This window comes from Bacillus sp. HMA207 (assembly GCF_003402455.1).
Lineage (GTDB): Bacteria > Bacillota > Bacilli > Bacillales > Bacillaceae_G > Bacillus_A > Bacillus_A cereus.
The window spans coordinates 2,731,554-2,757,977 of the sequence record NZ_BEZT01000001.1 but is presented as its reverse complement, the minus strand read 5'-3'; the positions used below and the strand labels follow the sequence as shown (position 1 = coordinate 2,757,977).

The following is a 26,424-nucleotide window of genomic DNA, read 5'->3' as shown; positions in this document are numbered from 1 at the left end:
AACCGAGAAGAATGACTTCTCGGTTTTATTTATTCGTATGAATTTTCCCTGGCGCTCGCTTGTATTGATATGGTTCTTGCAATTCAAAGCCAAGTTCATTGGCCGCTATTCTCGGGAAGTACGGATTGCGAAGTAACTCACGTCCGATGAAAATTAAATCAGCTTCGTTATTGTTTAAAATTTGCTCTGCTTGTACTCCGGTCGTAATTAATCCAACTGCACCAGTTGCAATGTTAGCATGCTCTTTAATATGTTTAGCATATTGTACTTGATACCCAGGATAAACATCGATGCTTGCAGGGACAACAGCTCCAGAGCTACAATCGATTAAATCTACTCCTTGTTCTTTCATCCATTTTGTATACTGAACATAATCTTGAACTGTTAACCCTTCAGGATGATAATCATTTGCTGAAATACGGACAAATAACGGTCCGTTCCAAACTTCATTTATCGAGTCAATGATTTCGCGTAAGAAACGATAGCAGTTTTCAGGTGAGCCGCCGTATTCATCCGTCCGTTTATTAGTAAGTGGTGATAGGAATTCATTGATAAGGTAACCGTGAGCGCCATGTATTTCAATAACATCAAATCCAGCTTGTTTTGATCGTACTGCAGCTTGCTGAAAAGCTAATACAGTATTTTTAATTTGGTGTTTGCTCATTTCTATTGGCATTTTCATTGTTTCATTAAATGGAATGGCTGAAGGAGCTAACGCATCTGTTTCTAATTCTGCTTTTCTTCCGGCGTGAGCGAGTTGAATGGCAGCTTTTGCGCCGTTATCATGTATAAAAGTAGTCGTTTTATGTAAGCCTTCAATTAGGTTGTCATCCCAAATACCTAAGTCTTTGTTAGAAATTCGTCCTTCAGCTAACACCGCAGTTGCTTCAACCATAACTAAACCTACTTGGCCAGCAGCGCGAGTTCCATAATGAATGAGATGAAAATTCGTAACGCTGCCATCCTCATTCCCCGAGGAATACATACACATAGGCGACATAACGATACGATTTTTTAGTGTAACGTTCTTAATTGTATAAGGTGAAAAAAGCTTGGAATTCATCAAATAGCCTCCTTGATTGAATTTTCTTATATTTTACCATTCTCTTTTTTGTTTCTCTAATAAAACGCTTATACGAAAAATTTTGTATATTCGTGTTACAATGACTAATATGAACTGAATTGGAGGATGGCATATGTACCAGGCTTATTATGAAAGCGAATTAGGTTTGCTTGAAATTACAGCGAATCAAGAAGGAATTACGTCTGTTATATTTGTTGATGAACGACAAGAAGAAAATAAAAATGAAATGATAGAACAATGTATAAATGAGTTAGATGAATATTTTAAAGGGAAAAGAAAAGAGTTTACGGTCCCGCTGTCTGCGGAGGGAACAGCATTTCAAAAAAATGTATGGGATGCACTTTATACTATTCCATACGGCGTAAGTGCTTCATATTTAGATATTGCAGAGAAAGTTGGAAATATAAAAGCTGTACGGGCAATAGGAGGGGCAAATAGTCGGAATCCAATTTCAATAATTGTTCCATGTCACCGTGTAATAGGAAAGAGTGGAAAGCTTGTTGGATATGCTGGTGGTTTATGGAGGAAAGAGTGGTTATTAAAACACGAAGGTATTTTGAAATGACGTATGGATGGGAAGAGGGATTGTTTTGAAATGTATAAATTGTGGGCAACCTTGCGAGGAGGAACAGTTAAATTGTGCAAGTTGTCAGCGAAACTTGGATAATGAACAAGAGGAAGGTAGCTCGTTAATAGATAAAGAACTGGAAGTATATGTAGGGAGACAATATCCGTATTACAAAAGGAAATGGGATCTTGAGAATAAGCGGATTGCTAGGTGGAGCTGGAATGGTTGGGCTGCTATTTTCAATATAGGCTGGCTAGGATATCGTAAGTATTATGTACCAGCTGCTTTATTTATGTTGTTATTAGTAGCGTGTGATGCATTTTCGTATTATATGGGATTTAATGTAGCGTTGCCAATCATTAATATGGTGCCTCTTACGTTTTTATTACTCATTTTTATTCTGTTTGGAATGGGGATTTTTGCAAATGGATTATACTATCAATTTGCGGAAAGACGTATATACCGAATAAAAGCAAGAGAAATAAAAGATAAATCAGTTGAAAACTATCTAATCAATGATAGCGGCGGAACGAGCAAAATGGGAGCGACAATTGTTACTATTTTAGCAGTTGCTAGCATATTTTTTAGTCATTTCTTTTTTCCGACTGATCGAGACGTTATTCAAAAGGTTCGTACAAGCTCGCTTTATGAATATCCTTTCTTTTCAATAGGTGAATCTTTCGAAAATTATTTTCAAAATTCAGGTTGGATATATTATCGTGGAACGGAAGGGTTAGAATTAGTAGAATTCCAAGGATATAACACCGGAACGCCAAGACAAAAGGTGAAGATTCAATTTGTTGTCGATTATAAATTAGGTGAAGTGGAACCATACTCACTTATGGTTAATGGTGAATCTAAAACTGAAGAAGAGTTTTTGAAGCTGATGGAAGAAATATTTAAAGTTCAAAATCCATTTGATATAGAGGATGGATTACAAGTAAATGCTATTCAAGAAAGCGGCTGGAAAGAAATTTCCGATCGCTTTTTTCTATGTTTGTTAAAATAAATATTTAAAATAATCAGAATCTTTTGTATAATGAAATATATTATATAGGATTTAACTTATACATATAGATTGGGGGAAGGAAGAATGAAGAGAAAGACAACAACAATTGCTGCACTTGCGTTAACGACAAGTGTATTGGTTGCAGGATGTGGGAATGGTGAGAAGGCTTCGACAACGAAGAAAGAATCGAATAAGGGAATGGCCGATAAACAAGTTTTAAATTTGCTAGAAACAGCTGAAATTCCTTCAATGGATACATCTAAATCAACGGATTCTGTATCTTTCCGTGTATTTGTAAATGCAATGGAAGGTTTATATCGTCTAGATAAAGATAATAAACCAACACCAGGTATGGCAAAAGATGTGAAGATTAGTGAAGATAAAAAGACATATACATTTGAATTACGTGATGCGAAATGGTCAAATGGTGATCCAGTTCGAGCACAAGATTTTGTATATGCATGGCAACGTACATTAGATAAAGCATTAGCGGCAGAATATGCATTCATTTTATTTGATGTGAAAAATGCACAGAAAGTAAATAAAGGTGAATTACCAGCAGATCAATTGGGTGTTAAAGCGAAGGATGATAAAACGTTGGTAGTAGAATTAGAGCAACCAGCACCTTATTTTCTTGAGCTTACGTCGTTCCCTACATTTTTCCCATTAAATGAAAAATATGTGAAAGAGCAAGGAGATAAATACGGATTAGAAGCAGATAAATTAGTATATAATGGACCATTTACAATGAGTCAATGGAAACATGAACAAAATTATCAGTTGAAGAAAAATCCTAATTATTGGGATAAAGATACTGTAAAATTAGACGAAATTAATGTAAGTATTGTGAAGGAAACAAGCACGGGAGTAAATTTATATGATAGTGATCAAGCAGATCGAGTTATTTTAACTTCTGAATTTGTTGATAAATATAAAAAGAATAAGCCAGATGAATTTAAAACGAAGTTAGATCCACGCATATATTTCTTACGTTTTAACCAAAAAAATGCAACATTTAAAAACCAAAAAGTACGTGAAGCGATTGATTTAGCATACGATAAAAAAGGAATTGCTGATGTCATTTTAAATGACGGTTCATTGCCAGCATATTTCTTAGTACCTGAAAAATTCACGACAGGTCCGGATGGAAAAGATTTCCGCTCTGTAAATAAAAACTTCCGTGATAGTAAAGATAATGCAGAGAAAGCAAAAAAATTATGGGAAGAAGCGAAGAAAGAGCTTGGTCAAGATACAATTACGGTTGAATTACTAAACGATGATAACGGTAGCCGGAAAAAAGTAGGCGACTTTATTAAGGAAGAACTAGAGAAAAACTTGCCTGGTATTAAAGTAAATTTGAAACAGCAACCATACAAGCAGAAGCTAGATTTAGAAAAGAAATTCCAATACGAATTCTCATTATCTGCATGGAGCCCTGATTATCCGGATCCAATGACTTATATTGATATGTTTGTTACTGGAAGCTCATTTAATGAAATGGATTATTCTAATCCGAAGTATGATGATTTAGTAGCGAAATCAAAAGGAGAGCTATTAAAAGATGATAAAGCACGCTGGAATGCACTTGCGGAAGCTGAAAAAATCTTAATTGGTCAAGACGCAGCAATTTCTCCTACGTACCAACAAAGTACAGCTTATTTAGAGAAGCCGTTTGTAAAAGGCATTGCTAACCATACGTTTGGCGGGGACTTCAGTTATAAATGGGCATATATTACAAAAAAATAGTATAATGAAAGGTGAGTGAATTTTCGCTCATCTTTTATTTGTATAAGGAGGAATTATAGTTGTTAAGGGGAATCAATCATATTTGTTTTTCGGTATCTAATTTAGAAAACTCTATTATGTTTTATGAAAAAGTATTAGAAGGAGAATTATTAGTTAAAGGAAGAAAATTGGCTTATTTTAACATATGTGGAGTATGGATAGCGCTTAATGAAGAGACGCATATTTCGAGAAATGAGATTCATCAATCTTATACGCACATTGCATTTTCTGTTGAACAAGAAGACTTTAAATGTCTAATACAGCGATTAGAAGAAAATGATGTTCATATTTTACAAGGAAGAGAACGTGATGTAAGAGATTGCGAATCTATATACTTTGTTGATCCTGACGGTCATAAATTTGAGTTTCACTCAGGGACACTGCAAGACCGTTTAAATTATTATAGAGATGAGAAACCTCATATGACATTTTATTAGGGAGGGATAGCATTTGCATGCACTTGTAATTGGTGGAACAGGAATGCTAAAGAAAGTTTCTATGTGGTTTTGTGAGAAAGGATTTTATGTTTCTATTATCGGGCGAGATGAAGTGAAATTAGAAAATGTTAAGCGAATGAGTTCTGCACCAGAAAATATTACATGCCTTTCGTTAGATTATCATAATGATGAAGATGTAAAGCTAGCTATTAAAAGTACAATTGAGAAAAATGGCCCAATCACATTAGTTGTTGCATGGGTACACACAAGTGCAAAGCATGTACTATCAAATATTTGTAAAGAACTAGATTTGTCGTCTAAAACATATAGTTTATTTCATATTTTAGGTAGTAAAGCATCACGTATGCCTGCACAAAAAATAGGGAGTACGCGATGTATTTATCATAGAATTATTTTAGGTTTTATTTTAGAAGATACATATGGAAGATGGCTTACTCATGAAGAGATAGCTGATGGAGTTATAAAAGGGATTGAAAGTAAACGAGCGGAGTGGATTGTAGGGAGAGTTGAACCGTGGGAATTACGACCAACATGGTGAGGGGGAGTAAGAAATGAAAACAACTATATATGTAACAAGGCATGGTGAAACAGAGTGGAATGTAGCGAAGCGAATGCAGGGACGGAAAAATTCTGCTTTAACTGAAAATGGTATAGTTCAGGCGAAACAATTAGGGAATCGAATGAAAGATTTACCAATCCATGCGATCTATAGTAGTCCGAGCGAAAGAACACTTCATACGGCAGAGTTAATAAAGGGGGAACGTGATATACCCATTATAGCGGATGAGCATTTCTATGAAATCAACATGGGTATATGGGAAGGACAAACAATCGCGGATATAGAAAACCAATTTCCAGAAGAAGTGCATCTGTTTTGGAATGAGCCACATCTTTTTCAGTCAACATCAGGCGAAAATTTTGAGGCCGTTTATGAAAGAGTAATTGAAGGGATGCAGCTTCTTTTAGAGAAGCATAAAGGACAAAACATATTGATTGTTTCTCATGCGGCAGCAGCAAAATTACTTGTAGGGCATTTCGCGGGAATTGAAATAGAAAATGTGTGGGATGATCCATTTATGCATAGTGCCAGTTTGAGCATAATAGAATTTGAAGAGGGTATTGGTAAAGTGAAACAATTTGCAGATATAAGTCACTTTCAATAAATGTAAAAAAGGCCGCAAAACGGCCTTTTTTGGGTGGTATAAAAACTAGTAGTTACGTTTTTTATACCAGAAGTGATCGAATTTCTTATTTTTGCAAGATGGGAATTTATGTCCGCCTTTGCAATCATTCCATTTGTGTCCGCTATCGTGACAGTCTTTACCATGATCACATGAATCATCGCAAGAGTGACCGTGTCTGTTAGGGAAGAATTCGCATTTTTTACAGAAACTTCGTTTTGTCCAGAAAAATTTCTTTTCAAAGCGTATGCATTTTGTAATGAATGTACAATGTTTTCTGCGAGTACGTTTTGTAACTAATACGCATTCTTTTCTACGCGTTACTTTCGTAACGAACGTCCATTTTTGAACACGTACACGTGTACATTTCGTAACAAATGTCCATTTTTTTACGTGCGTACATTTTGTAACGAACGTACAATGTTTCACGCGAGTACATCTTGTTCTTGGACATTTACCCCCAGTTGTACATTTACATCCAGTTGTACAATGATGATGAGTGAATTTATCATCATCGCATTCAAAAGTACTTGGATCTTGGTGTAAGAAATCCTCCATCCCAGCACTTTTGATTTCTTCAACAGCTTTTCTAATATCACGTTTCATAGAAATCCTCCTTATCATGTATTAAAGTGAAAAGGTATTCTTTTTCCTTAACATGATATGTATGTAGGCATCTTTCTGAACAGGACAAGAGTGTAATTTTATATAAATAGATGATTGCGGATGTATGGACAAGACAAGGCGCATACATTGAATGAAGAGAACTGAGAAGGGATGAGAAAACATGCTGCCTTCATATGATTTTTTTGTTCATCCAATGTACTTAGTGGAATTGAAAAAGGACATTTGGTCAGATAGTCCAGTGCCAGCAAAATTAACTTATGGAAAAAAGAAGTATGATATTGATATCGTATACCGAGGAGCTCATATTCGCGAATTTGAGAAAAAGTCTTATCATGTTATGTTTTATAAGCCTAAAAAATTTCAAGGTGCGAAAGAGTTTCATTTGAATTCGGAGTTTATGGATCCGTCTCTCATACGAAATAAATTATCTTTAGATTTTTTTCATGATATTGGTGTACTTTCGCCAAAATCACAACATGTATTTATAAAAATTAATGGTCAAATTCAAGGTGTGTATTTACAGTTAGAATCGGTTGATGAAAATTTTTTGAAAAATAGAGGATTACCGAGTGGTTCTATTTATTATGCGATAGATGATGATGCGAATTTTTCATTAATGAGTGAACGAGATAAAGATGTTAAGACAGAGCTCTTTGCGGGTTATGAATTTAAATATTCGAATAAAAATAGTGAAGAACAACTGAGTGAATTTGTATTTCAAGCGAATACTTTGACGAGGGAAGCCTATGAAAAAGAAATTGGGAAGTTTCTACATGTAGATAAATATTTACGATGGTTAGCAGGAGTTATTTTTACGCAAAACTTTGATGGTTTCGTTCATAACTATGCACTATATCATAACGATGAAACAAATTTATTTGAAGTTATACCGTGGGATTATGATGCGACTTGGGGGCGAGATGTACAAGGGAGACCACTTAATCATGAATATATTCGCATTCAAGGGTATAATACGTTAAGTGCAAGATTGCTAGACATACCTGTATTTAGAAAGCAGTATCGAAGTATTTTGGAAGAAATATTAGAAAATCAATTCACAGTTTCGTTTATGAGGCCGAAAGTAGAAGGGTTGTGTGAATTGATTCGCCCATATTTACTACAAGATCCATACATGAAAGAAAAATTAGAAACATTTGATCAAGAGGCTGATATGATTTATGAATATATAAATAAAAGAAGAAAGTATATACAAGACCACTTACATGAATTAGATTAATTTTGAAAGAGATTGAAACGTTATCAATCTCTTTTTTTTGTATAATAAAGATGTATCAATAAAAATGAAGTAATATATTTGATAGAGAATGGGGATGCGGATATATGACGATTAAATGGATTGATTGGGTAAAACAAATACAATCTATAGCTCAAGCGGGTTTAACGTATTCTAAGGATGTGTATGATATTGAGCGTTTCCAGCAATTACGAGATATTTCTATTTCAATGATGTCACATTACACGAAAACAGATTGGGAAGTCGTAGAGAAATTATTTGCACGTGAGACAGGCTATCAAACACCTAAAGTTGATATAAGAGCGGTTGTTTTTCAAAATGAAAAGTTATTATTTGTGAAAGAAAAAAGCGATGGGAAATGGGCATTGCCAGGTGGATGGGCTGATGTCGGTTATACGCCAACCGAAGTTGCAGCAAAAGAGGTTTTCGAAGAGACTGGTTATGAGGTAGATCATTTTAAGTTACTAGCTATATTTGATAAAGAAAAACATCAACCCTCTCCATCGGCGACGCATGTATATAAGATTTTCATTGGATGCGAGATTATTGGTGGAGAAAAGAAAACTAGTATTGAAACAGAAGAGGTGGAGTTTTTTTGTGAAAATGAATTGCCTAATTTATCAATTGCTAGAAATACAGAAGACCAAATTAAAGAGATGTTTGCCTACATGAAGGACCCGCAGAAAGAGAAATTAATAGATTAATCCTGCTTGAATTGTACATATTGTTAAAATGAAGATATTGGCAGATTGCAGCCTTTATGTAATAATGGGATGGTATGTGAAGAAAAAAGGAGATAAAAAAGAACATGTTAGCAAACATAATAGATCAGTTATTGCAATTTTTTGCAAGCTTAGGTTACTTTGGAGTAGCTCTTGCTTTAATGATTGAAGTAATCCCGAGTGAAATTGTACTTTCGTATGCTGGCTTTTTAGTAGCGAATGGTAAAATTAGTTTTGTGGGTGCAGTTATCGCCGGAACGATTGGTGGTACTTTAGCGCAAATCTTTTTATACTGGCTTGGATACTACGGAGGGCGTCCGGTTGTAGAGAAATATGGGAAATATCTACTTATTAATAAACATCATTTAGACATAGCGGAAGGTTGGTTTAAGCGTTATGGAGCAGGCGTAATATTTTCTGCGCGCTTTATCCCAGTAGTACGTCATGCGATCTCTATTCCAGCAGGGCTAGCTAAGATGCCATTAAAACTATTTACACTTTATACGGTTGTAGCGATCATTCCATGGTCAATTCTATTTATATACTTAGGTGAAAAACTTGGTGGGAATTGGCGACAAATTAAAGAGTATGCATCTGATTACACACATTACATAATTATAGGAGCTGTTCTTTTTATTGCTCTATACTTTGGTTTAAAGTATTTCAAAAAGAAAAAAGCAGCGCGTTAAAGTCAATGATTTTTCATTGGCTTTTTTTGTTTGTTTCGGTTCTAAAGAAAAGGAGTTGTCCATAATGTGTAATAATAAAGCGTAGCGGAGGAATGTGATGAAAGGGTCACCGTTTATACGTGGAACGATATTTTTAACGATGGCAACGATGATATCAAAAATGTTAGGGTTTATATATGTTATACCATTTACAGCGATGGTCGGTACGAGTGGTTACGTTCTATACACATATGCATATCGTCCTTATACCATCATGCTCAGTATAGCAACAATGGGATTACCGCTAGCTGTTTCAAAGATGGTATCAAAATATGATCAACTGAATGATTATCATACGGTTAAGAGAGTGTTGAAAAGTGGAATCGTGTTTATGTTTATAATGGGAGTCATTTCGTGTTTTACGTTATATATGCTAGCTCCGCATTTAGCTAAACTTGTCATCGATGGGAATGATCAAACGGGGAATAGTGTAGGAGCGGTTACTACTAATATTCGAATTGTAAGTTTTGCGTTAATACTTGTGCCAGTAATGAGTTTATTAAGGGGCTTCTTTCAAGGATTCCAATCGATGGGGCCTTCTGCATTAAGTGTAGTTGTAGAGCAATTTTTTCGGGTTTTAACCATTTTAATAGGAAGCTTTGTCGTTTTATATGTTTTAAAAGCTTCTGTTTCGCTAGCAGTTGGTATTTCAACGTTCGGTGCATTTATGGGAGCTGTAGGTGGATTAACTGTTTTAAGTGCGTATTATATAAGAAGGAGAAGGCACTTAAAGAAAAAAGAGATGGAAAGTATACCACAAACAACGAAATCTTTTTTCTCATTGTATAAGGAGCTCTTTACATATTCTATTCCTTTTGTTGTGGTGGGCTTAGCAATTCCGTTGTATCAGACGATTGATACATTTACAATTAATAAACTACTTATACAAATAGGGTATATGCAAGGAGAAGCGGAAAAAATTAATGCGATAATTGGTCTTGTTCAAATGGTTGTGCTTATCCCGGTATCCGTTGCGACAGCTTTTAGTATGTCTCTCGTACCAGAGATGACGAAAGCTTACACAGCAGGAAATACGAAGCTATTGTACAAACATTTTACGAGAACAAATGTATTAGTAGTAGCAATTACGGTACCGGCGGCAATTGGAATGATGGTGTTAGCCAAACCTGTATATACTCTTTTATTCGGTGCTGGAAATGATCCAGAGATGGGGAGAATCATTTTACAGTATTATGCTCCTGCTTGCATACTATTTTCTCTTTTTACAGTAACGGCTGCTATGCTACAAGGAATCAATCAACAGCAGAAGACGGTGCTAGGACTAGTGATTGGAATTATTGTGAAGATAGTTTTAAATATTGTATTGCTTCCGTATTTCGATTATGTAAGTTTTATCATTTCAACATACGCGGGCTATACGATTTCAGTCGGGTTTAACTTGTGGATGCTTTATAAATATGTTATAAAGGCAACATAAGCTTTTAAGGCAGAGAGCACTCTGTCTTTTTCTATGTTTATCCCGCTTTAACGGGCAGTGAGACCCTCACCTCAAAATTCAGCGAAAAAAAGAAGTTTGGTTGGGGGCGGATAACCCGTAAAAGCCCGATTTGTAAGGACTAATAATTGGTGAGGATGAAGCCCCCCACTGATTAAAGTTTCACTTTATAATATTTTTCTTATAAAAACGTTTTCAAAATAATTTTTCTATTGAAATTTAAACGTATGTTTCATATGCTGAGAATGGCGGTTTAAAAACTGTGATTTAAGAGAGGTAGATTCCTACATGTAAAAAGAATCGGGGTGATAGTATGTTAAATATATATTTAACAGACCGAAACGGAAAACTACAAGAGATTGAGGAAATGCAAAAGGGGTGCTGGATTAATGTACTTCATCCAACAGAAGAAGAAATTCAATATCTAGTACAAACTTTAAATGTAGACTTAGATTTCATTAAAGACCCTTTGGATGATGAAGAACGCTCTCGTATTGAAAAGGAAGACAATAATACTTTAATTATCGTGGATATTCCGACAGTTAGACATGATGAAGAAGGAAATTCGATTTATGACACGATTCCAATAGGTATGATTGTGATGCCGGATTGTTTTGTTACAATCTGCTTAGAAGAGAATCCAATTTTTGAACGTTTTATTAATCAACGTATTAAAGAATTTTATACGTTTAAGAAGACGCGCTTTGCACTTCAGCTCTTATATACGATTTCTACTTATTATTTAAGATACTTAAAGCAAATAAATCGAAAAACAATTGATTTAGAGCATCAATTAAATCAGTCAATGAAAAATAAAGAGATTTTCACATTGTTAGGCCTTGAGAAAAGTTTAGTATACTTTACAACGTCATTAAAGGCTAATAAAATTGTAATTCAAAAGTTAATGCGTAATAGTACATTTTTAAAAATGTATGAAGACGATCAAGATTTATTAGAAGATGTATTAATTGAAAATAAACAGGCTATTGAAATGGCGGAAATATATAGTCACATTTTAAGTGGAATGATGAATACTTTTAGCTCCGTTATATCAAATAATTTAAATAGTGTTATGAAACTGTTAACGTCAATTACGATCATTTTATCTTTACCGACGATGGTTTCTAGTTTCTTTGGAATGAACGTAAAGGTTCCGTTTGAAGGGGAAGCCCACGGTTTTGTAATTGTACTCATCATATGTGTAACACTATCTTTCACGTTAGCTTTTGTTTTTTGGAAGAAACGTTACTTTTAACGATAAGAAAGCTGCTCTAGCATAGTTATATAACTACGCTAGAGCAGCTTTTTTGCTATGAAATCTCAAATTTTGAATAGAATATAACTTGTACAATGTAATGTATATAAAGGGGATGTATGCCATATAAACCTTGTTCAATTAATGAAATGGGGTTAAAATTACATATTGTTAATGAAAAGTTGGAGGAAATACATCATGGAATTGTTTCAATTACCGAAAGCATTCCTGCAAATGAATACAATTTTTATCTCCATATTGATCGAAGCACTTCCTTTCGTGCTCATTGGTGTATTTATTTCAGGATTCATTCAAATGTTCGTGACAGAAGATATGGTGGCAAAATGGATGCCGAAGAACCGATTTCTGTCTGTTTTATTAGCTACTTTTTTAGGTATGTTGTTTCCAGGTTGTGAATGTGGAATTGTTCCGATTGTAAGACGATTAATTGGAAAAGGCGTTCCACCATACGCAGGGATTGCATTTATGTTAACTGGACCTATTATTAATCCAGTTGTATTATTTGCTACTTATGTTGCCTTTGGGAGTAGTATGCACATGGTATGGTATCGTTCTATTGTAGCGATTATCGTAGCCATTATCGTTGGAATTATATTATCCTTTATGTTTAAAGAACATCAATTAAGAGATGATCACTTCCCAGAAGTGAATAATAAGCGTCCACTGCGTAAAAAAATGTGGGATGTATGTACACACGCTGTTGAGGAATTCTTCTCAATGGGAAAATATTTAGTACTAGGTGCGTTAATTGCAGCAGCGGTACAAACGTTTGTACAAACTTCAACACTTCTTGCTATTGGACAAGGTCCGTTTTCTTCATCAGCTGTTATGATGGGACTTGCTTATATATTATCACTTTGTTCAGAGGCAGATGCATTTATCGCTTCTTCGTTCCAAAGTACGTTTTCAACAGCTTCACTTGTCGCGTTCCTCGTTTACGGACCGATGGTGGATATTAAAAATATGTTTATGATGCTTGCGACATTTAAAACTAAATTTGTAATTGTTGTTATAGTTACAGTTACTCTTGTTGTTTATGCAAGCTCACTACTCATTTATGCGATGGGGTGGTAGGTTATGTTTCGAGCATATATATTATTAGGTTTTACAATATTAATTGCGCAGCTTCATATTTCCGGTAACATTACGAAGTATATCAATATGAAGTATGCCTATTTATCAACAACAGCAGCAATTATTTTAGGTTTCTTAACGATTATACAAATTATCGTCGTTTTCCAAAAAGAGCACCAAAAGGAAAAAGAGAAAAATGATTGCAGTTGTGACCATAGCCATTGCGGGCATGATCATTCAAAAGATGAGAATACATGGTGGAAAAAAGCATTTTCGTACTCCTTGTTTTGTTTTCCAATTATCTCAGGGTTATTTTTCCCAATTGCGACGTTAGATTCGGATATTGTTAAAGCGAAAGGATTTCACTTTCCTGTTGCACAAGCAGAAAGTAAGGATCCATTTATGACAAGACAATTTCTAAGACCTGATACGAGCATTTATTACGGGAAAGAAGGATACCGTGGTGTAATGGAAAAAGGGAAGAAAGAGTTTGTTACGAAAGACAATATTAATTTGAAAGATGAAGACTTCCTAAAGGGTATGGAAACAATTTATAATTATCCTGGCGAGTTTACTGGGAAAAAATTATCTTTTAAAGGGTTTGTTTTTAGGGATGATTCTTCTAAAAAAGAACAATACTTCTTATTCCGTTTCGGTATTATACATTGCGTAGCAGATTCTGGTGTGTATGGTATGTTAGTGAAAAAGCCAGAAGGCGTAGAGTGGAATAATGATGACTGGATTCAAGTAGAAGGAGAGATAACTACTGAGTTTTATCAGCCGTTTCATGCGAATATTCCTGTATTAGAAGTAACAAAATGGAATAAAGTTGAACAGCCGAAAGAACAATATGTATTTAGAGGAGCCGATTGATAAAATCGGTTCTTTTTTGTGGACTAAAAGTTCTGAATGTTGTTAATATTAAACGTGTAGTTCATTTAGTATAGTGATTATTGAAATATTAGGGATAAATCATTAAAGGGGTGATAACAATGACAGAAGTAAAGGGGAAAACAGCCAATGAGTCAAGGGTGTTCAAAACGAGCCGAGTATTCCCAACAGATTTAAATGATCATAACACGCTATTTGGTGGGAAGATATTAGCGGAGATGGATATGGTTGCTTCTATTTCAGCATCCAGACATTCGAGAAAGGAATGTGTCACAGCATCTATGGACTGGGTCGATTTCTTACATCCTGTTCGTTCTTCAGATTGTGTTAGTTATGAATCTTTCGTAATTTGGACGGGAAGAACTTCGATGGAAGTGTTTGTGAAGGTAGTAGCTGAAGATTTAATTTCAGGTGAGAAGCGTATAGCGGCAACGTCATTCGTTACTTTTGTGGCACTTAGTAAGGAAAATAATCCAGTTCCAGTACCGCGTGTTATCCCTGAAACAGAAGAAGAGAAAGAATTACATCGTATTGCTGTGTTACGTGCAGAACAGCGTCATATACGTAAGGCAGAGAGTAAGAAAGTAGCCACATTGTTAACCTTTTGAGATGAATATTTAGCCATTTAAGTTACTATAGCAGTCGGAAATGGTTTTAAAATGAAAAGCGGATACCTAAAAATAGGTGTCCGCTTTTATAGTTTTTTCATCCACATATCATATGACAGTAGCTACTTAGCAGAAGCAAGCAGCACCGACGATGATTAAGAGGATAAATAATACGACTAATAGCGCAAATCCATTACCATGTGCGAAGCCCATTGTTATTTCCTCCTTTTATTTTAAGATACAACATACAATATGCAAATGAGCTATTGTTTGATATGGACATATATCATGCAATGACATATTTTCTTGAATGATAATGTAATAAAAAAGGGAAGATATAGAAATAACAGTAAGTGGAGAAAGGAATTTATCCATGAAGCACTTTTTCGCTATAATCCTTTGTTTAATAGGTGTATTCATTTGGATGAACATCGATGTGGAAATGGGGAAGGAAATGGCTAGTGAATATGAATTAGGACAAGTTCGATTAGGTGAATTTCAATTATATACGAACGGTGAAGAGTTATATAGAAAATTATTTGAGGATATAAACGATGCAGAAAAGTATATATATATCCATTTTTATATTGTAGGAAAAGATGAAATAAGCCAAGAGTTTTTACAGTTATTAGAGAAAAAAGCATCTAGCGGAGTAGAAGTGAAATTGTCAGTCGATCGGATAGGTGGATATAAGCTGAAGAAAAAGGTAATTAGCCGATTAAAGGAAAACGGTGTGAAGTTTACATTTAGTAAAAAACCGAAACTGAAAAATGTGTTCTATTCTTTGCATCAACGGAATCATAGACGTATTGTTACGATAGATGGAAAGGTATCATACGTCGGTGGTTTTAATATCGGAAAGGAGTACCTTGGACAAAATCCAAAGTTTGGGCCATGGCGTGATTATCACGTGCGCATCCATGGTGAGGGTGCAGCGGATATGGAAAGAAAGTTCGCCGAAGATTGGAAAGAAGATACAGGAGAAAAAATGCCTATACATGAAAGTATACCTACATTAGGGAATGTGAAATATCAATATTTATTTTCAAATGGAAAAGGCTTATGGGAAAAGTATGGGGCACTTTTAAAAAAGGCTAAAAAGTCTTTAATTATCGCTACACCATATTTTGTACCAAGTAAAGAAATGGTGCAAGAGTTAAAAGCTGCATTAAATCGTGGTGTTAATGTGAAAATTCTCGTGCCATTTAAAAGTGATGCCATATTGTTAAAACAAGCTGCCTATCCATATTTGAAAGATATGTTACATGCTGGAGCGGAGATTTATCAATATCGAAATGGATTTTTTCATGGGAAAGTAACAATTATTGATGGAGAAATTGTTGATATTGGGACAGCGAATTTTGATAATAGAAGTTTTTATTTAAATTGTGAGTCTAACTGTATCATATATGATAAAACAGTTGTTGATGAAGTATGGAGTCGATTACAGGTAGACTTTCATAAATCAAAACGATTTTCTGAAGAAGATTTTGAGAAAATTAGTAGATGGGATTGGTTTTTAGCGAGAATAGCGAATGTTTTAGCATCATATTTATAGTATATGGACAAAAGAGAAGGGAGGCGCTTTAATGGACTGTATGAAAGAATTAATGAAATATAGTTATATGCTAATATACAAGGTTGGAGAGTATGCTGGAAAGGTCAGAGACGAAGAATTAAAAAATCTATTACAGCACCATTTACCATATATGTTACAAGCATATAATGAACAAGTAAATTTTCAAGAAGGAGAGAATGTGCAGCATATAACCTGTGAAACAATGGAGTTTGATTTGCATGAAATGGGAAAGGAAACAGTTAGTAAATATACAGGGGATATTCATATTGCAACCAGTTATATTGCGCATTTGAAACGATTAGCTTTAAAGTTTGCTCAAGTTGCAGTGGAAGTTGCTAACCCAGAGTTTCGCTCATTTTTGGAAAATTGTTTCCTGAAAATGAACCGTTACGCTTATAGTGTGTGGCAATATGTTATGAAGAAGGAATATAAGATTACACATCTATATGAAAATGAAAAGTTTGCATGAGAAACTAAGGCGAAATGGTATGCGCCTTAGTTTTTTTTACGTCTATTGAGAGAAAAAACTAGTTTTATTGTGTATCGATTGGAAATGAAATATATAAATTAAAATTAGGTTTTGTTATCGGAAAATTTACAAAAATTTACCGTATATTTACTGTTTTTCAATCTCTCCTTTAAAAATAGAGAGTAATATGAGGTTGTACATATTCTATCACAAGGAGGAAACGCAAATGAACAAATGGGTTAAATCATTAACTGCTATGGCACTTGCAAGTTCTTTATTAATGGTAGGTTGTAGTAAAGGTGAGGACAAGAAGAAAGAAGACGACACAACAACACAACAAGAGGACAAAAAGGATAAAGAAACAAGCGGAACCGAGAAGTCTACTGATTCTAAAGAAAAGAAATAAAGTAATAATAAAGCTTCCTCTTATATATGAGGAAGTTTTTTTGTTGTAAATTGACTGAGATTATTGAAAAATAGAAAGAGAATGAAAGAGGGGGAAAACAAATGAAAGTATGTATATTGGGAGCAACAGGACGAGTAGGTTCAAACATAATTAATTTAGCATTAAAGGATTCAGCTGAAGTGACTGCATTAGCGCGTGATTTAAATAGAATAGAAATACAACATGAAAGGTTAAGAGTGATAGAAGGGAATGTATTGAACGAAAATGATATAAAGAAAGCGATAGAAGGAAGTGATATAGTAATTAGTGCACTTGGAACGGATCAAAATGGAACATTAGCGAAGAGTATGCCACAAATTATAAAGAAAATGGAAGAAGATGGGGTTCGTAGGATCATAACAATAGGAACAGCTGGTATTTTACAAGCAAGAACAGATCTAAATTTATATCGTTTTCAATCAACGGAATCAAAAAGGAAAACGACAACGGCAGCGGAAGATCATTTGGCTGCATATAAGGTACTAAGTAATAGTAATAATTTATGTTGGACAGTTGTTTGTCCGACACATTTAATAGATGGTGAGGCGACAGAGGTATATCGAACTGAAAAAGATATATTGCCAGAGGGTGGATCAAAAATTACAGTGGGTGATACAGCACACTTTGCATGGGATCTATGTAAGAAAAATATATATGAAAATAGTCGAGTAGGTATTGCATATTAAAAAACCATCCCGAAGTCGGGATGGTTAAAAGATGATATAACACAAGAAGATGATAATCATAATGATTTGGAGAATTGCTTTCGCTACTGTACTGCTTAAAAAACCAACTACAGTAGCGACTCCAACTAGAAAAGCATCTTTTGGCGATTTTTTATGTACTAGTTCTGTTATAAATACTGATAAGAACGGTATGATAATAAGTCCGAATGGTGGGAAGAAGAACGAGCCGACAATGATAGAAATCATTCCGACACGTTCACCCCATTTAGAACTACCGTATTTTTTTAAGAAATATCCATTTGCAATAAAATCAGCAACGAAAATAAAAAGAGTGAAAATGACTTGAATAATCCAAAAAGAAGTTGTTAATTCGCCTCCATTTATACCGAAATGGTAAATCAAATATCCAGCCCAGACAGCTAGTATGCCAGGGATAATTGGATAAATAAAGGCGAGAAATGAAACAACGAAACAGGCAATGATACAAATTGTTAATAAAACAGTCACTTTATAGCTCCTTTTTAATATCTAGTTTATGTACAGCAACTTTTTTGACTTGATGTCCATCAAGTTCTAATACTTTAAATTGAAAACCAGCGTATTCAATGGAATAGCCAGCTTCAATATTTAAGTCAACTGCTTGAGAGAGAAGCCATCCTCCGATTGTATCTAAATCACTATCATCAATATGTAGGCCAAACATATCATTTACTTCAGAAATAAGCACCTTTCCATCTAAAACAGTAAGCTTAGGTGTACGCTTTTCAATCATAGGTGATTCATCAGCATCGAATTCATCTTGAATTTCTCCAATGATTTCTTCAAGAATATCTTCCATCGTTAAAAGTCCGGCAGTACCACCATATTCATCCATAACGATTGCCATCTGAACGCGATTTTTTTGAAGGTGGACTAACGTTTTACGAATTGGAACTGTTTCAAATACAGTTAGAACAGGATGTATATAAGATTCAAGTGGTTTATAAATACCTTTCGTTTGATCATGGAATACTTCTTTCGTATTGATCATCCCAATGATATCATCTTTATCTTTTTCAATGATTGGATAGCGTGTATATTTTTCAGTAGCGACGATATCCATATTTTCTTCTAACGTATTTTCAGTAGACAAGCAAATCATTTCGGTACGAGGAACCATAATTTCTTTCGCAACTCGATCATCAAATTCAAAAATGTTATTTACATATTTATATTCGGTTTGGTTTATTTCACCGCTTTTAAAACTTTCACCTAAAATGAGTCGCAATTCCTCTTCAGAATGAGCAAGTTCACTTTCCTTCGCAGGTTCTAATCCGAGTAGTTTTGTGAAAAATATAGCTGTACTATTGAGTAGCCAAATGAATGGATACATAATTTTATCAAATAAAATAAGCGGTCTTGCAAATTTGAGTGTGATTGCTTCTGCTTTTTGAATTGCGAAAGACTTTGGAACTAATTCACCTAATACAACGTGGAAAAATGTAATAACACTAAAAGCAATAACAAAAGATAAAGTGTTAGCCATTGTTCCAGTAATATTAATTTTTTCAAAGAGCGGTCGTAGTATATGTTCCACAGTCGGTTCACCAAGCCAACCAAGCCCTAAAGAAGTGATTGTAATTCCGAGCTGACAAGCTGATAAATAAACATCTAAATTAGATAGGACGCTTCTTGCAGCTAAAGCTTGTTTATTACCTTCATTTGCAAGTTGGTCAATTCGACTTTTTCGTACTTTTACAACAGCGAATTCTGATGCAACGAAAAAGCCAGAAATAAGAATAAGTACAAAGATGAGAAAAATATTTAATATGTCCAAGCGTGTTCTCCATTCCAAGGTCTGGAATAAAGATGTCACCTCCTGCAATTATGTTATACTTTTATAATAAATCCAAATGAAAAGAATAGTCAAAGGAAAAGGGTAAATATTGGTATGTTTCTGTAATAGTTTTTGAATTTGCTGTTATTTTGTCCGCTATACAAAAGGAATAACCCCCTACTTTTAGATTATAGAGGGTTATTTTAAATTAAGGTTTTGGAACACTTCTCGTTAAAGTGTATGACTGTTGCTTGGAGTAGTTTGTGGTCCATAGTGTTTGAAGGAAAGAAAGTATGCTATATGGGATATAGAGTAGTAATAAGCCGATTGTAACAATTATAGGTGAATTTCCGCCAAATTGAACGATAAATTGTAACAGTCCATTTGCATGAAAAACGCATTCCATAAAAACGAATGAAAGAATAATGGAACCTAAAATTGATTTATGATTTGAAGTAAGCGCTAAAAACAATGTGTCTACAAGAAAAGAATCATGTTTTATTTCATATTCATTTGTGTTTTTTAAGAAAGGAATCCATTTTTTTACTGCTTGCATAACGATAATCATGGAAGTACTACATACGATGATAAATGATGAGTAGTAAGGAAGGTTTATAAATTGTGCGATGTATAGAAGTAGTAATAAGACTGAACATTGTAATACTACAGTGCAAAAAGAGTAAGGTATCCATTTCAATACAGTAGTAAACTTTTTAAACGAGTTAGGTACTTTGAAAAATAAATGGCCGATACCCAAACTTATGAAAAATCCGATCGCAAGGGTAAAAGTAAAACGAACAATCGATATAAAATATATTTCCCATATGTAAGGGAATAATGGTGTTGAATGATTAGAAGTATGTATCATTTGGTTTGCTGAGAAAAAGATAGATTCATGCATCCAATCAACCTTTGGAATTGATATAGAAGAAAGCTGTGCGAAGTTTTGAAAAATGCTAATAAATCCATTTTGATAAGAGTAATTGTGTGTAATAAAAAGAGCTGGAATAGGACTTATGGCAAAAATAAAAATAACACCAATTATAAATTTACATATATGTGAGCGTAATAAGGACATATAACCACCTACTCTTAGAATATTCAGAAAATTCTTATTCTTATTTTAGCTTTTTTTGAAAGAAGTTACAATATATTTTTCATTTAGTAATTCAGAGAGAAGATTTGATAGCAAAAATATACAAGTGAAGGATTCATGAATAAATTATGACAAGAAAATGAATAATTTTCAGAAAAATAAAATAAATCATTTATTTTTTTCTGAAAATATAATATAGTTATGGCACAGAAAGTATTTTAACATAAGGAGGCTTTTTATGAGGATTAAAGGGAATTACGTGCCGAAAAGGGAAGTTTTACTGTGCTCAAGTTCGATTACGATTGGGGAAGCGTTAGAGCATTTAAATAAAACGGGGTATCGTTGTGTACCAGTTTTAGATGAAAAAAAAGAGAAATTTTTAGGGAATATATATAAAGTAGATATTTTAGAATATAAAGGATCACTTGATGAGAGTGTAATACAATTATTAAACGATAAAGAAGGATTTGTGAGAGAAGATTCATCTTTCTTTAAAGTATTTTTTACAATAAAAAAATTGCCTTATTTATCAGTAGTTGATGAAAAAGGGGTTTTCCTTGGAATTTTAACGCATAAAAAAGTTTTTGAGTTATTAGAGGATGCATGGGGCGTTCACTCTAGTAAATACTCTGTCATGATTGGAACGCAAGACTATAATGGAGCAATCCAAAAATTATCGACAGTTTTAAAGAAATACACTGGTATTCAAAGTTTGATGACTTTTGATAATGATGCCTTATTAGTTCGTAGAATTATGTTTACATTAGGAGAAGAGTTTAACGACGGTGAATTAGAGACATTATTGAAAGATTTAGAAGATCACGGATTTAGAGTTGTGTATGTGGAAGAGATGAAAAATCCACGTGAAGTTGAAACGATAGAGTAACATACAAAAGCCATCTAATTATATTATTAGATGGCTTTTGTATGTTACGTGTATAAAGTTATTTGAAAATAACAATTGAATAATAGGTGAGATTGTAACAATATTTGTGTAAGAGAATAAAAAATGTAGATAATTTCGATTTTCAAAAAAATCAATTTGAAAATATGTTTTTATTTTGCAACTAAATATGTTACTATATGTGTGATAAAAACAAAGAGGTCTGACATCTACACTCCACGTAATAACACTCTAATGATTTGAAAATTCAAAAAAATCAAAATTCAAAATAATAATTGTATTAATGATTAGAGTAAAAATAAGGGGAATGGAGAAATTATGGAGAAAGACACTGCTTTGTAAGGGGCATATTTTATCATCTTGAGCAGAGAGGAGGATGCATAGCATATTGTAAAATATAGAGATAAACAATGAAAAAGTGCTATGCAAATGAAGAGCATGAAGGGACGTTTAAGGCCAGGTGATACGGTAGCAATTGGTTTAATGCTATTTGCATTATTTTTAGGAGCAGGAAATTTAATTTTTCCGCCAGTTTTAGGTCAACAAGCAGGAGAGAATGTTTGGATTGCTACAATAGGATTCCTTGTAACGGGAGTCGGATTACCCCTACTAGCTGTAACAGCTGTCGCGTTTGTAGAGGGGGACTTGAAAGCGCTATCTTCTAGAGTCCACCCTATATTTGCGTTTATTTTCCCATTGATTAGTTATTTAGCAATTGGACCATTTTTCGCGATTCCTCGTACTGGAGCTGTTTCGTTTGAAATGGGTATGAAGCCGTTTTTATCAGAGGCAATGGTTTCAGAGTGGTACATGCTATTTCTTTTCACGATAGTTTTCTTCGGAATAACGTGGTATTTATCATTAAATCCATCTAAATTAGTGGATTGGTTCGGAAAGTTTCTTACACCATTATTAGTATTAATTGTCGCTGTTATTGTCGGAAAGGCAATTATTGATCCAATTGGAGAGCCAGCTGCGCCGTTAGCTGCTTACAAAGAAAATGCTTTCTTTGGTGGATTTATTCAAGGATATTTAACGATGGATGCAATTAGCGCGCTTGTATTCGGAATTGTCGTTGTACAAGTTATCCGCTCTAAAGGGATAAAAGAGAGTAGTCAAATTGCAAAAATAACAGTAGTATCAGGTATTATTGCTGTACTTGGTTTAACGTTAATTTATTTATCACTTGCTTATCTTGGTTCAACAAGTACATCACTTGGTATCTCAGAAAACGGTGGCCTTATTTTAACGAATGTTGTAAATGAGCTATATGGGACGAGTGGTAAAATTTTATTAGGGCTTGTTATTATACTCGCTTGTTTAACAACTTCTGTTGGGTTAACATCTGCGTGTGCAGGTTTCTTTACAAACTTATTCCCAAAACTTTCGCATAAAACGATTGTAACAATGGTATGTGTATTTAGTTTAATTGTATCTAACCTAGGTTTAACACAATTAATCGCAGTAACATTACCTGTGTTAATGATCATTTATCCAGTTGCAATTGTATTAATCGTACTTTCGTATTTCCATAAGTGGATTGGGAAGCGTAATACAATTTATATTGGAGCTATTTTAGGTGCATTGTTAATTAGTTTCTTTAACGGTTTAGAAAGTGCGAAAATTAAAATTGACGCGATTTCTAATGTACTACAAATGTTACCGTTATATAACGAAGGAATCGGATGGTTAATTCCATCATGTATTGGCGGGATTCTCGGTTTCTTCTTCTATAAATCAAATGAATCAAGTGAATTACAAAAGAAAGGTGCTTAGGCACCTTTCTTTTTTTGAAGGGGATTTTTGTATTTTGTCTAAGTAATAATTGGGGGGAATGATAAATGGCTAATTTTGAAGATTTTTTAAATTTGGATTTGAGAATTGGAACTGTAATACATGCAGAGGAATTTAAAGAAGCGAGAGTACCAGCGATTAAACTAGCAATAGATTTTGGAGAAATCGGGATAAAGCAGTCAAGTGCTCAAATTACGAAAAGGTATATTCCAGAAGATTTAATCGGTCAACAAATCGTTGCTGTTGTAAACTTTCCACCAAAGCGTGTAGCTGGATTCAAATCAGAAGTGCTTGTGCTTGGTGGTGTTCCTGAAGCTGATGATGTTGTGTTACTTCAGCCTAATATGGAATTGCCAAATGGAACAAAAATTAGCTAGGGTGAAGGTAGGGGCTAATATGGATATCGGACGAGAATATTTGCAATGTGCGATTTCGAACTTTAAAGCAACAAAGAAACAAGGGGAACGGGCACTTTCTCAATTATCATATGAACAAATACAATGGTCTTCTCATGAAGAAACAAATAGTATAGCGATTATTATTAAGCATCTGCACGGTAATATGCGTTCTAGATGGACGGATTTTTTAACGTCTGATGGTGAAAAAACAGATCGTAATCGAGATGGTGAATTTGAAGGATGCTATCATTCAAAAGAAGAAACCCTTATAGCTTGGCAAGAAGGATGGAAATATGTTTTTAATACGATGAATACTTTAACGCCGGAACACTTATTGAAGACGGTATACATTCGCGGTGAAGCACATACTGTCATGCAAGCAATTGAAAGGCAAATTTCTCATTATGCATTGCATATTGGTCAGATTATTTACATTGGGAAGATGTTAAAAGAAAATGAGTGGGAATGTTTAAGTATTCCGAGAGGTCAGTCTGCGCGTTATGTAGAGAAAAAACGTTCAACATAATAATAAGAAAGAAACCGATAAAAAATAGGAAAAAAGAAAGTCAGCCAAATAATAGATGGTTCTGTAATCATAAGAATACTGCCAAAAATAAGTCCATATATAATAAGAAAGAAATTGAAAAGTGTATTCACAGGGAGAAATCGTGAGACGAACACTTGCTGTCGTTTAAAACAATCACTGTGGAATAAATAAAAGCGGAAGTACCATGTGGCTGTAATAAGGTCTTTCTTTCTCACAATTCTTTTTTTGCATGTATGACAGATAAATGGTGGTTGCATTTCATTACGCTCCATTTTTTATTTTCATAATAATGTGAGACAAAAGTAGGTACAAAGTGTATGTTCCTATATACGCTCCTGCAATAAGGAAAAATGGATTCAGTAAAATTCCATGAATGCTCGTCATGAAAACTAAATCTTGTATTAAAACATCGTATATATTAATGGAAATAATTGTACCAAGTGCATATAGTGCCAAGTACGCAGAAATATGTAGCACAATAGAGATTTTTGGTTGCTTAGCGGACAAATAAAAAATGAATGATAGAGCGATTGGTAATATTCCTATTAATAGCTTCAATTCATTTCACCTCATTAACAATATAGCCGAAATTTTAACGGTCTATTCTCTAGGGCTTGTACATAACTTGAAATAGAGAGGTGATAGTATGAATCGGGGCTTTTTTTTTATGAAGTTTACAAATATGCGTAAGTTAGTTTTATTTGTTATTACTACAGTGCTAGCGACTTTTTTTCTTATTAGTCTGATGGTAACCTCTATGAAAGAGACAAAGTCAACGTATTTATATAATTGGTTAAATGAGTTATCGATGAATGGTTACATGTATGTACTTGGAAAAGAGAATCATTATTTTACACAGGAGTATCGAAATTTGAATCAAGATTTTTCAATTTCTTCTTTTCTCTTTTCTATGGCTACAAATATTCGCTTTAATGATGTACGCAGTTTTGTCGGGAAAGAGCTCCCGGGATTTGGTAAGTACGATACAGAAATTGTAATTGCGGGTGAGGGTACAAATTATTCTAACTTACCGATAGAGTCGAGTGTTCCTCTTGAAGAAGTAGTGAAGGAACGGACTAGTGGAACTGGACAAGCACCTAAACAAGATACGAATAAAGAGAAAAAACAGCCGTCCCAAACGACTGGGAAGAGACAAGTTGCGTTTATTTATCATACACATAGCTGGGAATCTTATTTACCTTTACTTAACTTAACGAATGACCCGAATCCGAATAAAGCAACGAGTTCTGTGTCGAATATTTCTATATTAGGAGATCGTTTCCGTGAACAACTAGAAGGTGAAGGGATTGGAGCTACTAACGATAAGAGTGATGTTGGTCAAAAGTTAATAAGTAAAGGTTTAAACAGTAATAGTTCGTATAAAATGTCACGAGAAATTGTGCAGCAAGCTATGGCTGGAAATAAAGATCTTCAATACTTTTTTGATTTGCATCGTGATAGTGCCCGAAAGAATGTAACGACAAAAACAATTGGAGATAAATCATATGCAAAGCTTGCATTTGTAGTAGGGAAAGGAAATAAAAACTATGAAAAAAACTTACAATTAGCGACAGCTTTATATGAGGCGATTAATAAGAAATATCCAGGAGTGAGCCGTGGGGTCATTCAAAAAGGGTTCCAGACAGGAAATGGAATCTATAATCAAGACCTATCAGGACAAGCGATATTAATAGAAGTTGGCGGTGTAGATAATACAGAGGAAGAATTGAATCGATCAATTGATGCACTTGCTAAAGCATTTGGTGAATATTTTTGGCAGGCAGAAAAAGTGAATGGATAAAGTGAAATTTAAATTGGTGAGAGACCTCACCTGATGAGGAGGAATTCACAGTATTTTTGAAAAAACGTAAGTGTAATGCTTGCGTTTTTTCTTTGTAATGATGAGACGTCACAGAATAGACATAATTTGTCGTTGTTATAGTAATATCGAAATTTGTCAATTTATAG

The 26,424-nt window shown here is 34.2% G+C and carries 31 protein-coding genes; 23 read left to right on the top strand and 8 right to left on the bottom strand.

Features of this window, described 5'->3' with window-relative positions:
- Positions 1 to 25: 25 nt before the first annotated feature.
- On the bottom strand, positions 26 to 1,063 hold the full coding sequence (gene namA, locus HMAS_RS14300; RefSeq protein WP_016122352.1) for an NADPH dehydrogenase NamA: 1,038 nt from the start codon (positions 1,061 to 1,063) through the stop codon (positions 26 to 28).
- A 133-nt stretch (positions 1,064 to 1,196) separates the two neighbouring features.
- Here namA and HMAS_RS14295 point away from each other — a divergent pair, with 133 nt between their 5' ends.
- The 6 genes from HMAS_RS14295 (at position 1,197) to HMAS_RS14270 (ending at position 6,067) form a co-directional block, all read left to right on the top strand.
- Positions 1,197 to 1,649, top strand: coding sequence for a methylated-DNA--[protein]-cysteine S-methyltransferase (locus tag HMAS_RS14295; protein ID WP_000283907.1), 453 nt, complete (start codon positions 1,197 to 1,199; stop codon positions 1,647 to 1,649).
- Positions 1,650 to 1,656: 7 nt separating this feature from the next.
- The gene (locus HMAS_RS14290; RefSeq protein WP_002023926.1) at positions 1,657 to 2,661 is read left to right on the top strand and encodes a DUF2628 domain-containing protein; all 1,005 of its coding nucleotides are present in this window, start codon (positions 1,657 to 1,659) and stop codon (positions 2,659 to 2,661) included.
- Between the two features lie 84 nt (positions 2,662 to 2,745).
- A complete protein-coding gene (locus HMAS_RS14285) occupies positions 2,746 to 4,407 on the top strand; it encodes a peptide ABC transporter substrate-binding protein (protein ID WP_000824278.1) in 1,662 nt (553 codons plus the stop codon).
- A gap of 59 nt (positions 4,408 to 4,466) precedes the next feature.
- Positions 4,467 to 4,883 (top strand): FosBx1 family fosfomycin resistance bacillithiol transferase, encoded by a 417-nt coding sequence (fosB, locus tag HMAS_RS14280; RefSeq protein ID WP_000943774.1) that lies wholly within the window; start codon positions 4,467 to 4,469, stop codon positions 4,881 to 4,883.
- A 13-nt stretch (positions 4,884 to 4,896) separates the two neighbouring features.
- On the top strand, positions 4,897 to 5,442 hold the full coding sequence (locus HMAS_RS14275) for a short-chain dehydrogenase (protein ID WP_000543106.1): 546 nt from the start codon (positions 4,897 to 4,899) through the stop codon (positions 5,440 to 5,442).
- Positions 5,443 to 5,455: 13 nt separating this feature from the next.
- Complete coding sequence (locus HMAS_RS14270; protein ID WP_000858832.1) at positions 5,456 to 6,067, top strand: phosphoserine phosphatase 1; 612 nt, start codon at positions 5,456 to 5,458, stop codon at positions 6,065 to 6,067.
- Positions 6,068 to 6,112: 45 nt separating this feature from the next.
- Here HMAS_RS14270 and exsB read toward each other — a convergent pair whose 3' ends face one another.
- A complete protein-coding gene (gene exsB, locus HMAS_RS14265) occupies positions 6,113 to 6,691 on the bottom strand; it encodes an exosporium protein ExsB (RefSeq protein WP_116344887.1) in 579 nt (192 codons plus the stop codon).
- Positions 6,692 to 6,872: 181 nt separating this feature from the next.
- Between exsB and cotH the strand changes: the two genes are divergently transcribed.
- The 8 genes from cotH to HMAS_RS14225 all read left to right on the top strand — a co-directional run bounded on the left by cotH (position 6,873) and on the right by HMAS_RS14225 (position 14,722).
- Entirely contained in the window at positions 6,873 to 7,949 is a 1,077-nt protein-coding gene (cotH, locus tag HMAS_RS14260; protein WP_000938001.1) for a spore coat protein CotH, read from the top strand.
- Between the two features lie 104 nt (positions 7,950 to 8,053).
- Complete coding sequence (locus tag HMAS_RS14255) at positions 8,054 to 8,671, top strand: NUDIX hydrolase N-terminal domain-containing protein (protein WP_000153582.1); 618 nt, start codon at positions 8,054 to 8,056, stop codon at positions 8,669 to 8,671.
- A 104-nt stretch (positions 8,672 to 8,775) separates the two neighbouring features.
- On the top strand, positions 8,776 to 9,378 hold the full coding sequence (locus HMAS_RS14250) for a DedA family protein (RefSeq protein ID WP_000880691.1): 603 nt from the start codon (positions 8,776 to 8,778) through the stop codon (positions 9,376 to 9,378).
- Between the two features lie 97 nt (positions 9,379 to 9,475).
- Positions 9,476 to 10,855, top strand: coding sequence for a putative polysaccharide biosynthesis protein (locus HMAS_RS14245; RefSeq protein ID WP_116344886.1), 1,380 nt, complete (start codon positions 9,476 to 9,478; stop codon positions 10,853 to 10,855).
- A 331-nt stretch (positions 10,856 to 11,186) separates the two neighbouring features.
- Positions 11,187 to 12,128 carry a magnesium transporter CorA family protein gene (locus tag HMAS_RS14240; RefSeq protein WP_000932389.1) on the top strand — a complete coding sequence of 314 codons (942 nt, stop codon included), beginning with the start codon at positions 11,187 to 11,189 and terminating at the stop codon, positions 12,126 to 12,128.
- 198 nt (positions 12,129 to 12,326) lie between these two features.
- A complete protein-coding gene (locus HMAS_RS14235) occupies positions 12,327 to 13,223 on the top strand; it encodes a permease (RefSeq protein WP_000418716.1) in 897 nt (298 codons plus the stop codon).
- A gap of 3 nt (positions 13,224 to 13,226) precedes the next feature.
- A complete protein-coding gene (locus HMAS_RS14230; protein ID WP_000488043.1) occupies positions 13,227 to 14,096 on the top strand; it encodes a TIGR03943 family putative permease subunit in 870 nt (289 codons plus the stop codon).
- 119 nt (positions 14,097 to 14,215) lie between these two features.
- Positions 14,216 to 14,722 (top strand): acyl-CoA thioesterase, encoded by a 507-nt coding sequence (locus tag HMAS_RS14225; RefSeq protein ID WP_000141164.1) that lies wholly within the window; start codon positions 14,216 to 14,218, stop codon positions 14,720 to 14,722.
- Positions 14,723 to 14,848: 126 nt separating this feature from the next.
- Here HMAS_RS14225 and HMAS_RS14220 read toward each other — a convergent pair whose 3' ends face one another.
- Entirely contained in the window at positions 14,849 to 14,935 is an 87-nt protein-coding gene (locus HMAS_RS14220) for a YjcZ family sporulation protein (protein WP_000505094.1), read from the bottom strand.
- A 160-nt stretch (positions 14,936 to 15,095) separates the two neighbouring features.
- On the opposite strand from HMAS_RS14220, the gene cls reads away from it, so the two are divergent.
- The 4 genes from cls (at position 15,096) to HMAS_RS14200 (ending at position 17,901) form a co-directional block, all read left to right on the top strand.
- Entirely contained in the window at positions 15,096 to 16,280 is a 1,185-nt protein-coding gene (gene cls, locus HMAS_RS14215) for a cardiolipin synthase (protein WP_025710176.1), read from the top strand.
- A gap of 31 nt (positions 16,281 to 16,311) precedes the next feature.
- A complete protein-coding gene (locus tag HMAS_RS14210; RefSeq protein WP_000340527.1) occupies positions 16,312 to 16,770 on the top strand; it encodes a spore coat protein in 459 nt (152 codons plus the stop codon).
- Positions 16,771 to 16,996: 226 nt separating this feature from the next.
- Complete coding sequence (locus HMAS_RS14205; RefSeq protein WP_001045960.1) at positions 16,997 to 17,176, top strand: hypothetical protein; 180 nt, start codon at positions 16,997 to 16,999, stop codon at positions 17,174 to 17,176.
- Between the two features lie 101 nt (positions 17,177 to 17,277).
- Entirely contained in the window at positions 17,278 to 17,901 is a 624-nt protein-coding gene (locus tag HMAS_RS14200; protein WP_000861645.1) for an NAD(P)-dependent oxidoreductase, read from the top strand.
- Between the two features lie 24 nt (positions 17,902 to 17,925).
- Here the strand turns inward: HMAS_RS14200 and HMAS_RS14195 are convergent, their stop codons facing one another.
- From HMAS_RS14195 to HMAS_RS14185, 3 genes are all read right to left on the bottom strand, one after another.
- Positions 17,926 to 18,408, bottom strand: coding sequence for a DUF456 domain-containing protein (locus HMAS_RS14195; protein WP_000217339.1), 483 nt, complete (start codon positions 18,406 to 18,408; stop codon positions 17,926 to 17,928).
- Between the two features lies 1 nt (position 18,409).
- Positions 18,410 to 19,717 (bottom strand): hemolysin family protein, encoded by a 1,308-nt coding sequence (locus HMAS_RS14190; RefSeq protein ID WP_000353738.1) that lies wholly within the window; start codon positions 19,715 to 19,717, stop codon positions 18,410 to 18,412.
- Positions 19,718 to 19,925: 208 nt separating this feature from the next.
- Entirely contained in the window at positions 19,926 to 20,795 is an 870-nt protein-coding gene (locus tag HMAS_RS14185; RefSeq protein WP_000055265.1) for a hypothetical protein, read from the bottom strand.
- Positions 20,796 to 21,051: 256 nt separating this feature from the next.
- Between HMAS_RS14185 and cbpA the strand changes: the two genes are divergently transcribed.
- The 4 genes from cbpA to HMAS_RS14165 all read left to right on the top strand — a co-directional run bounded on the left by cbpA (position 21,052) and on the right by HMAS_RS14165 (position 24,435).
- Entirely contained in the window at positions 21,052 to 21,699 is a 648-nt protein-coding gene (gene cbpA, locus HMAS_RS14180) for a cyclic di-AMP binding protein CbpA (RefSeq protein ID WP_001220526.1), read from the top strand.
- A 456-nt stretch (positions 21,700 to 22,155) separates the two neighbouring features.
- A complete protein-coding gene (gene brnQ4 / locus HMAS_RS14175) occupies positions 22,156 to 23,493 on the top strand; it encodes a branched-chain amino acid transport system II carrier protein BrnQ4 (RefSeq protein ID WP_011110049.1) in 1,338 nt (445 codons plus the stop codon).
- Between the two features lie 65 nt (positions 23,494 to 23,558).
- Positions 23,559 to 23,888: a chaperone CsaA gene (gene csaA / locus HMAS_RS14170; RefSeq protein WP_001263013.1), complete on the top strand. Its 330-nt coding sequence runs from the start codon at positions 23,559 to 23,561 to the stop codon at positions 23,886 to 23,888.
- The gene (locus HMAS_RS14165) at positions 23,869 to 24,435 is read left to right on the top strand and encodes a DUF1572 domain-containing protein (RefSeq protein WP_000435830.1); all 567 of its coding nucleotides are present in this window, start codon (positions 23,869 to 23,871) and stop codon (positions 24,433 to 24,435) included. The genes csaA and HMAS_RS14165 overlap by 20 nt, the downstream gene beginning before the upstream one ends.
- On the opposite strand, the gene HMAS_RS14160 is transcribed toward HMAS_RS14165, so the two are convergent.
- Both HMAS_RS14160 and HMAS_RS14155 read right to left on the bottom strand, forming a co-directional pair.
- Positions 24,408 to 24,713, bottom strand: coding sequence for a hypothetical protein (locus HMAS_RS14160; RefSeq protein WP_041183981.1), 306 nt, complete (start codon positions 24,711 to 24,713; stop codon positions 24,408 to 24,410). The genes HMAS_RS14165 and HMAS_RS14160 overlap by 28 nt on opposite strands.
- A 4-nt stretch (positions 24,714 to 24,717) precedes the next feature.
- Positions 24,718 to 25,014, bottom strand: coding sequence for a hypothetical protein (locus tag HMAS_RS14155; protein WP_048535520.1), 297 nt, complete (start codon positions 25,012 to 25,014; stop codon positions 24,718 to 24,720).
- Positions 25,015 to 25,102: 88 nt separating this feature from the next.
- Here HMAS_RS14155 and spoIIP point away from each other — a divergent pair, with 88 nt between their 5' ends.
- The gene (spoIIP, locus tag HMAS_RS14150) at positions 25,103 to 26,257 is read left to right on the top strand and encodes a stage II sporulation protein P (protein WP_116344885.1); all 1,155 of its coding nucleotides are present in this window, start codon (positions 25,103 to 25,105) and stop codon (positions 26,255 to 26,257) included.
- Positions 26,258 to 26,424 lie beyond the last annotated feature (167 nt).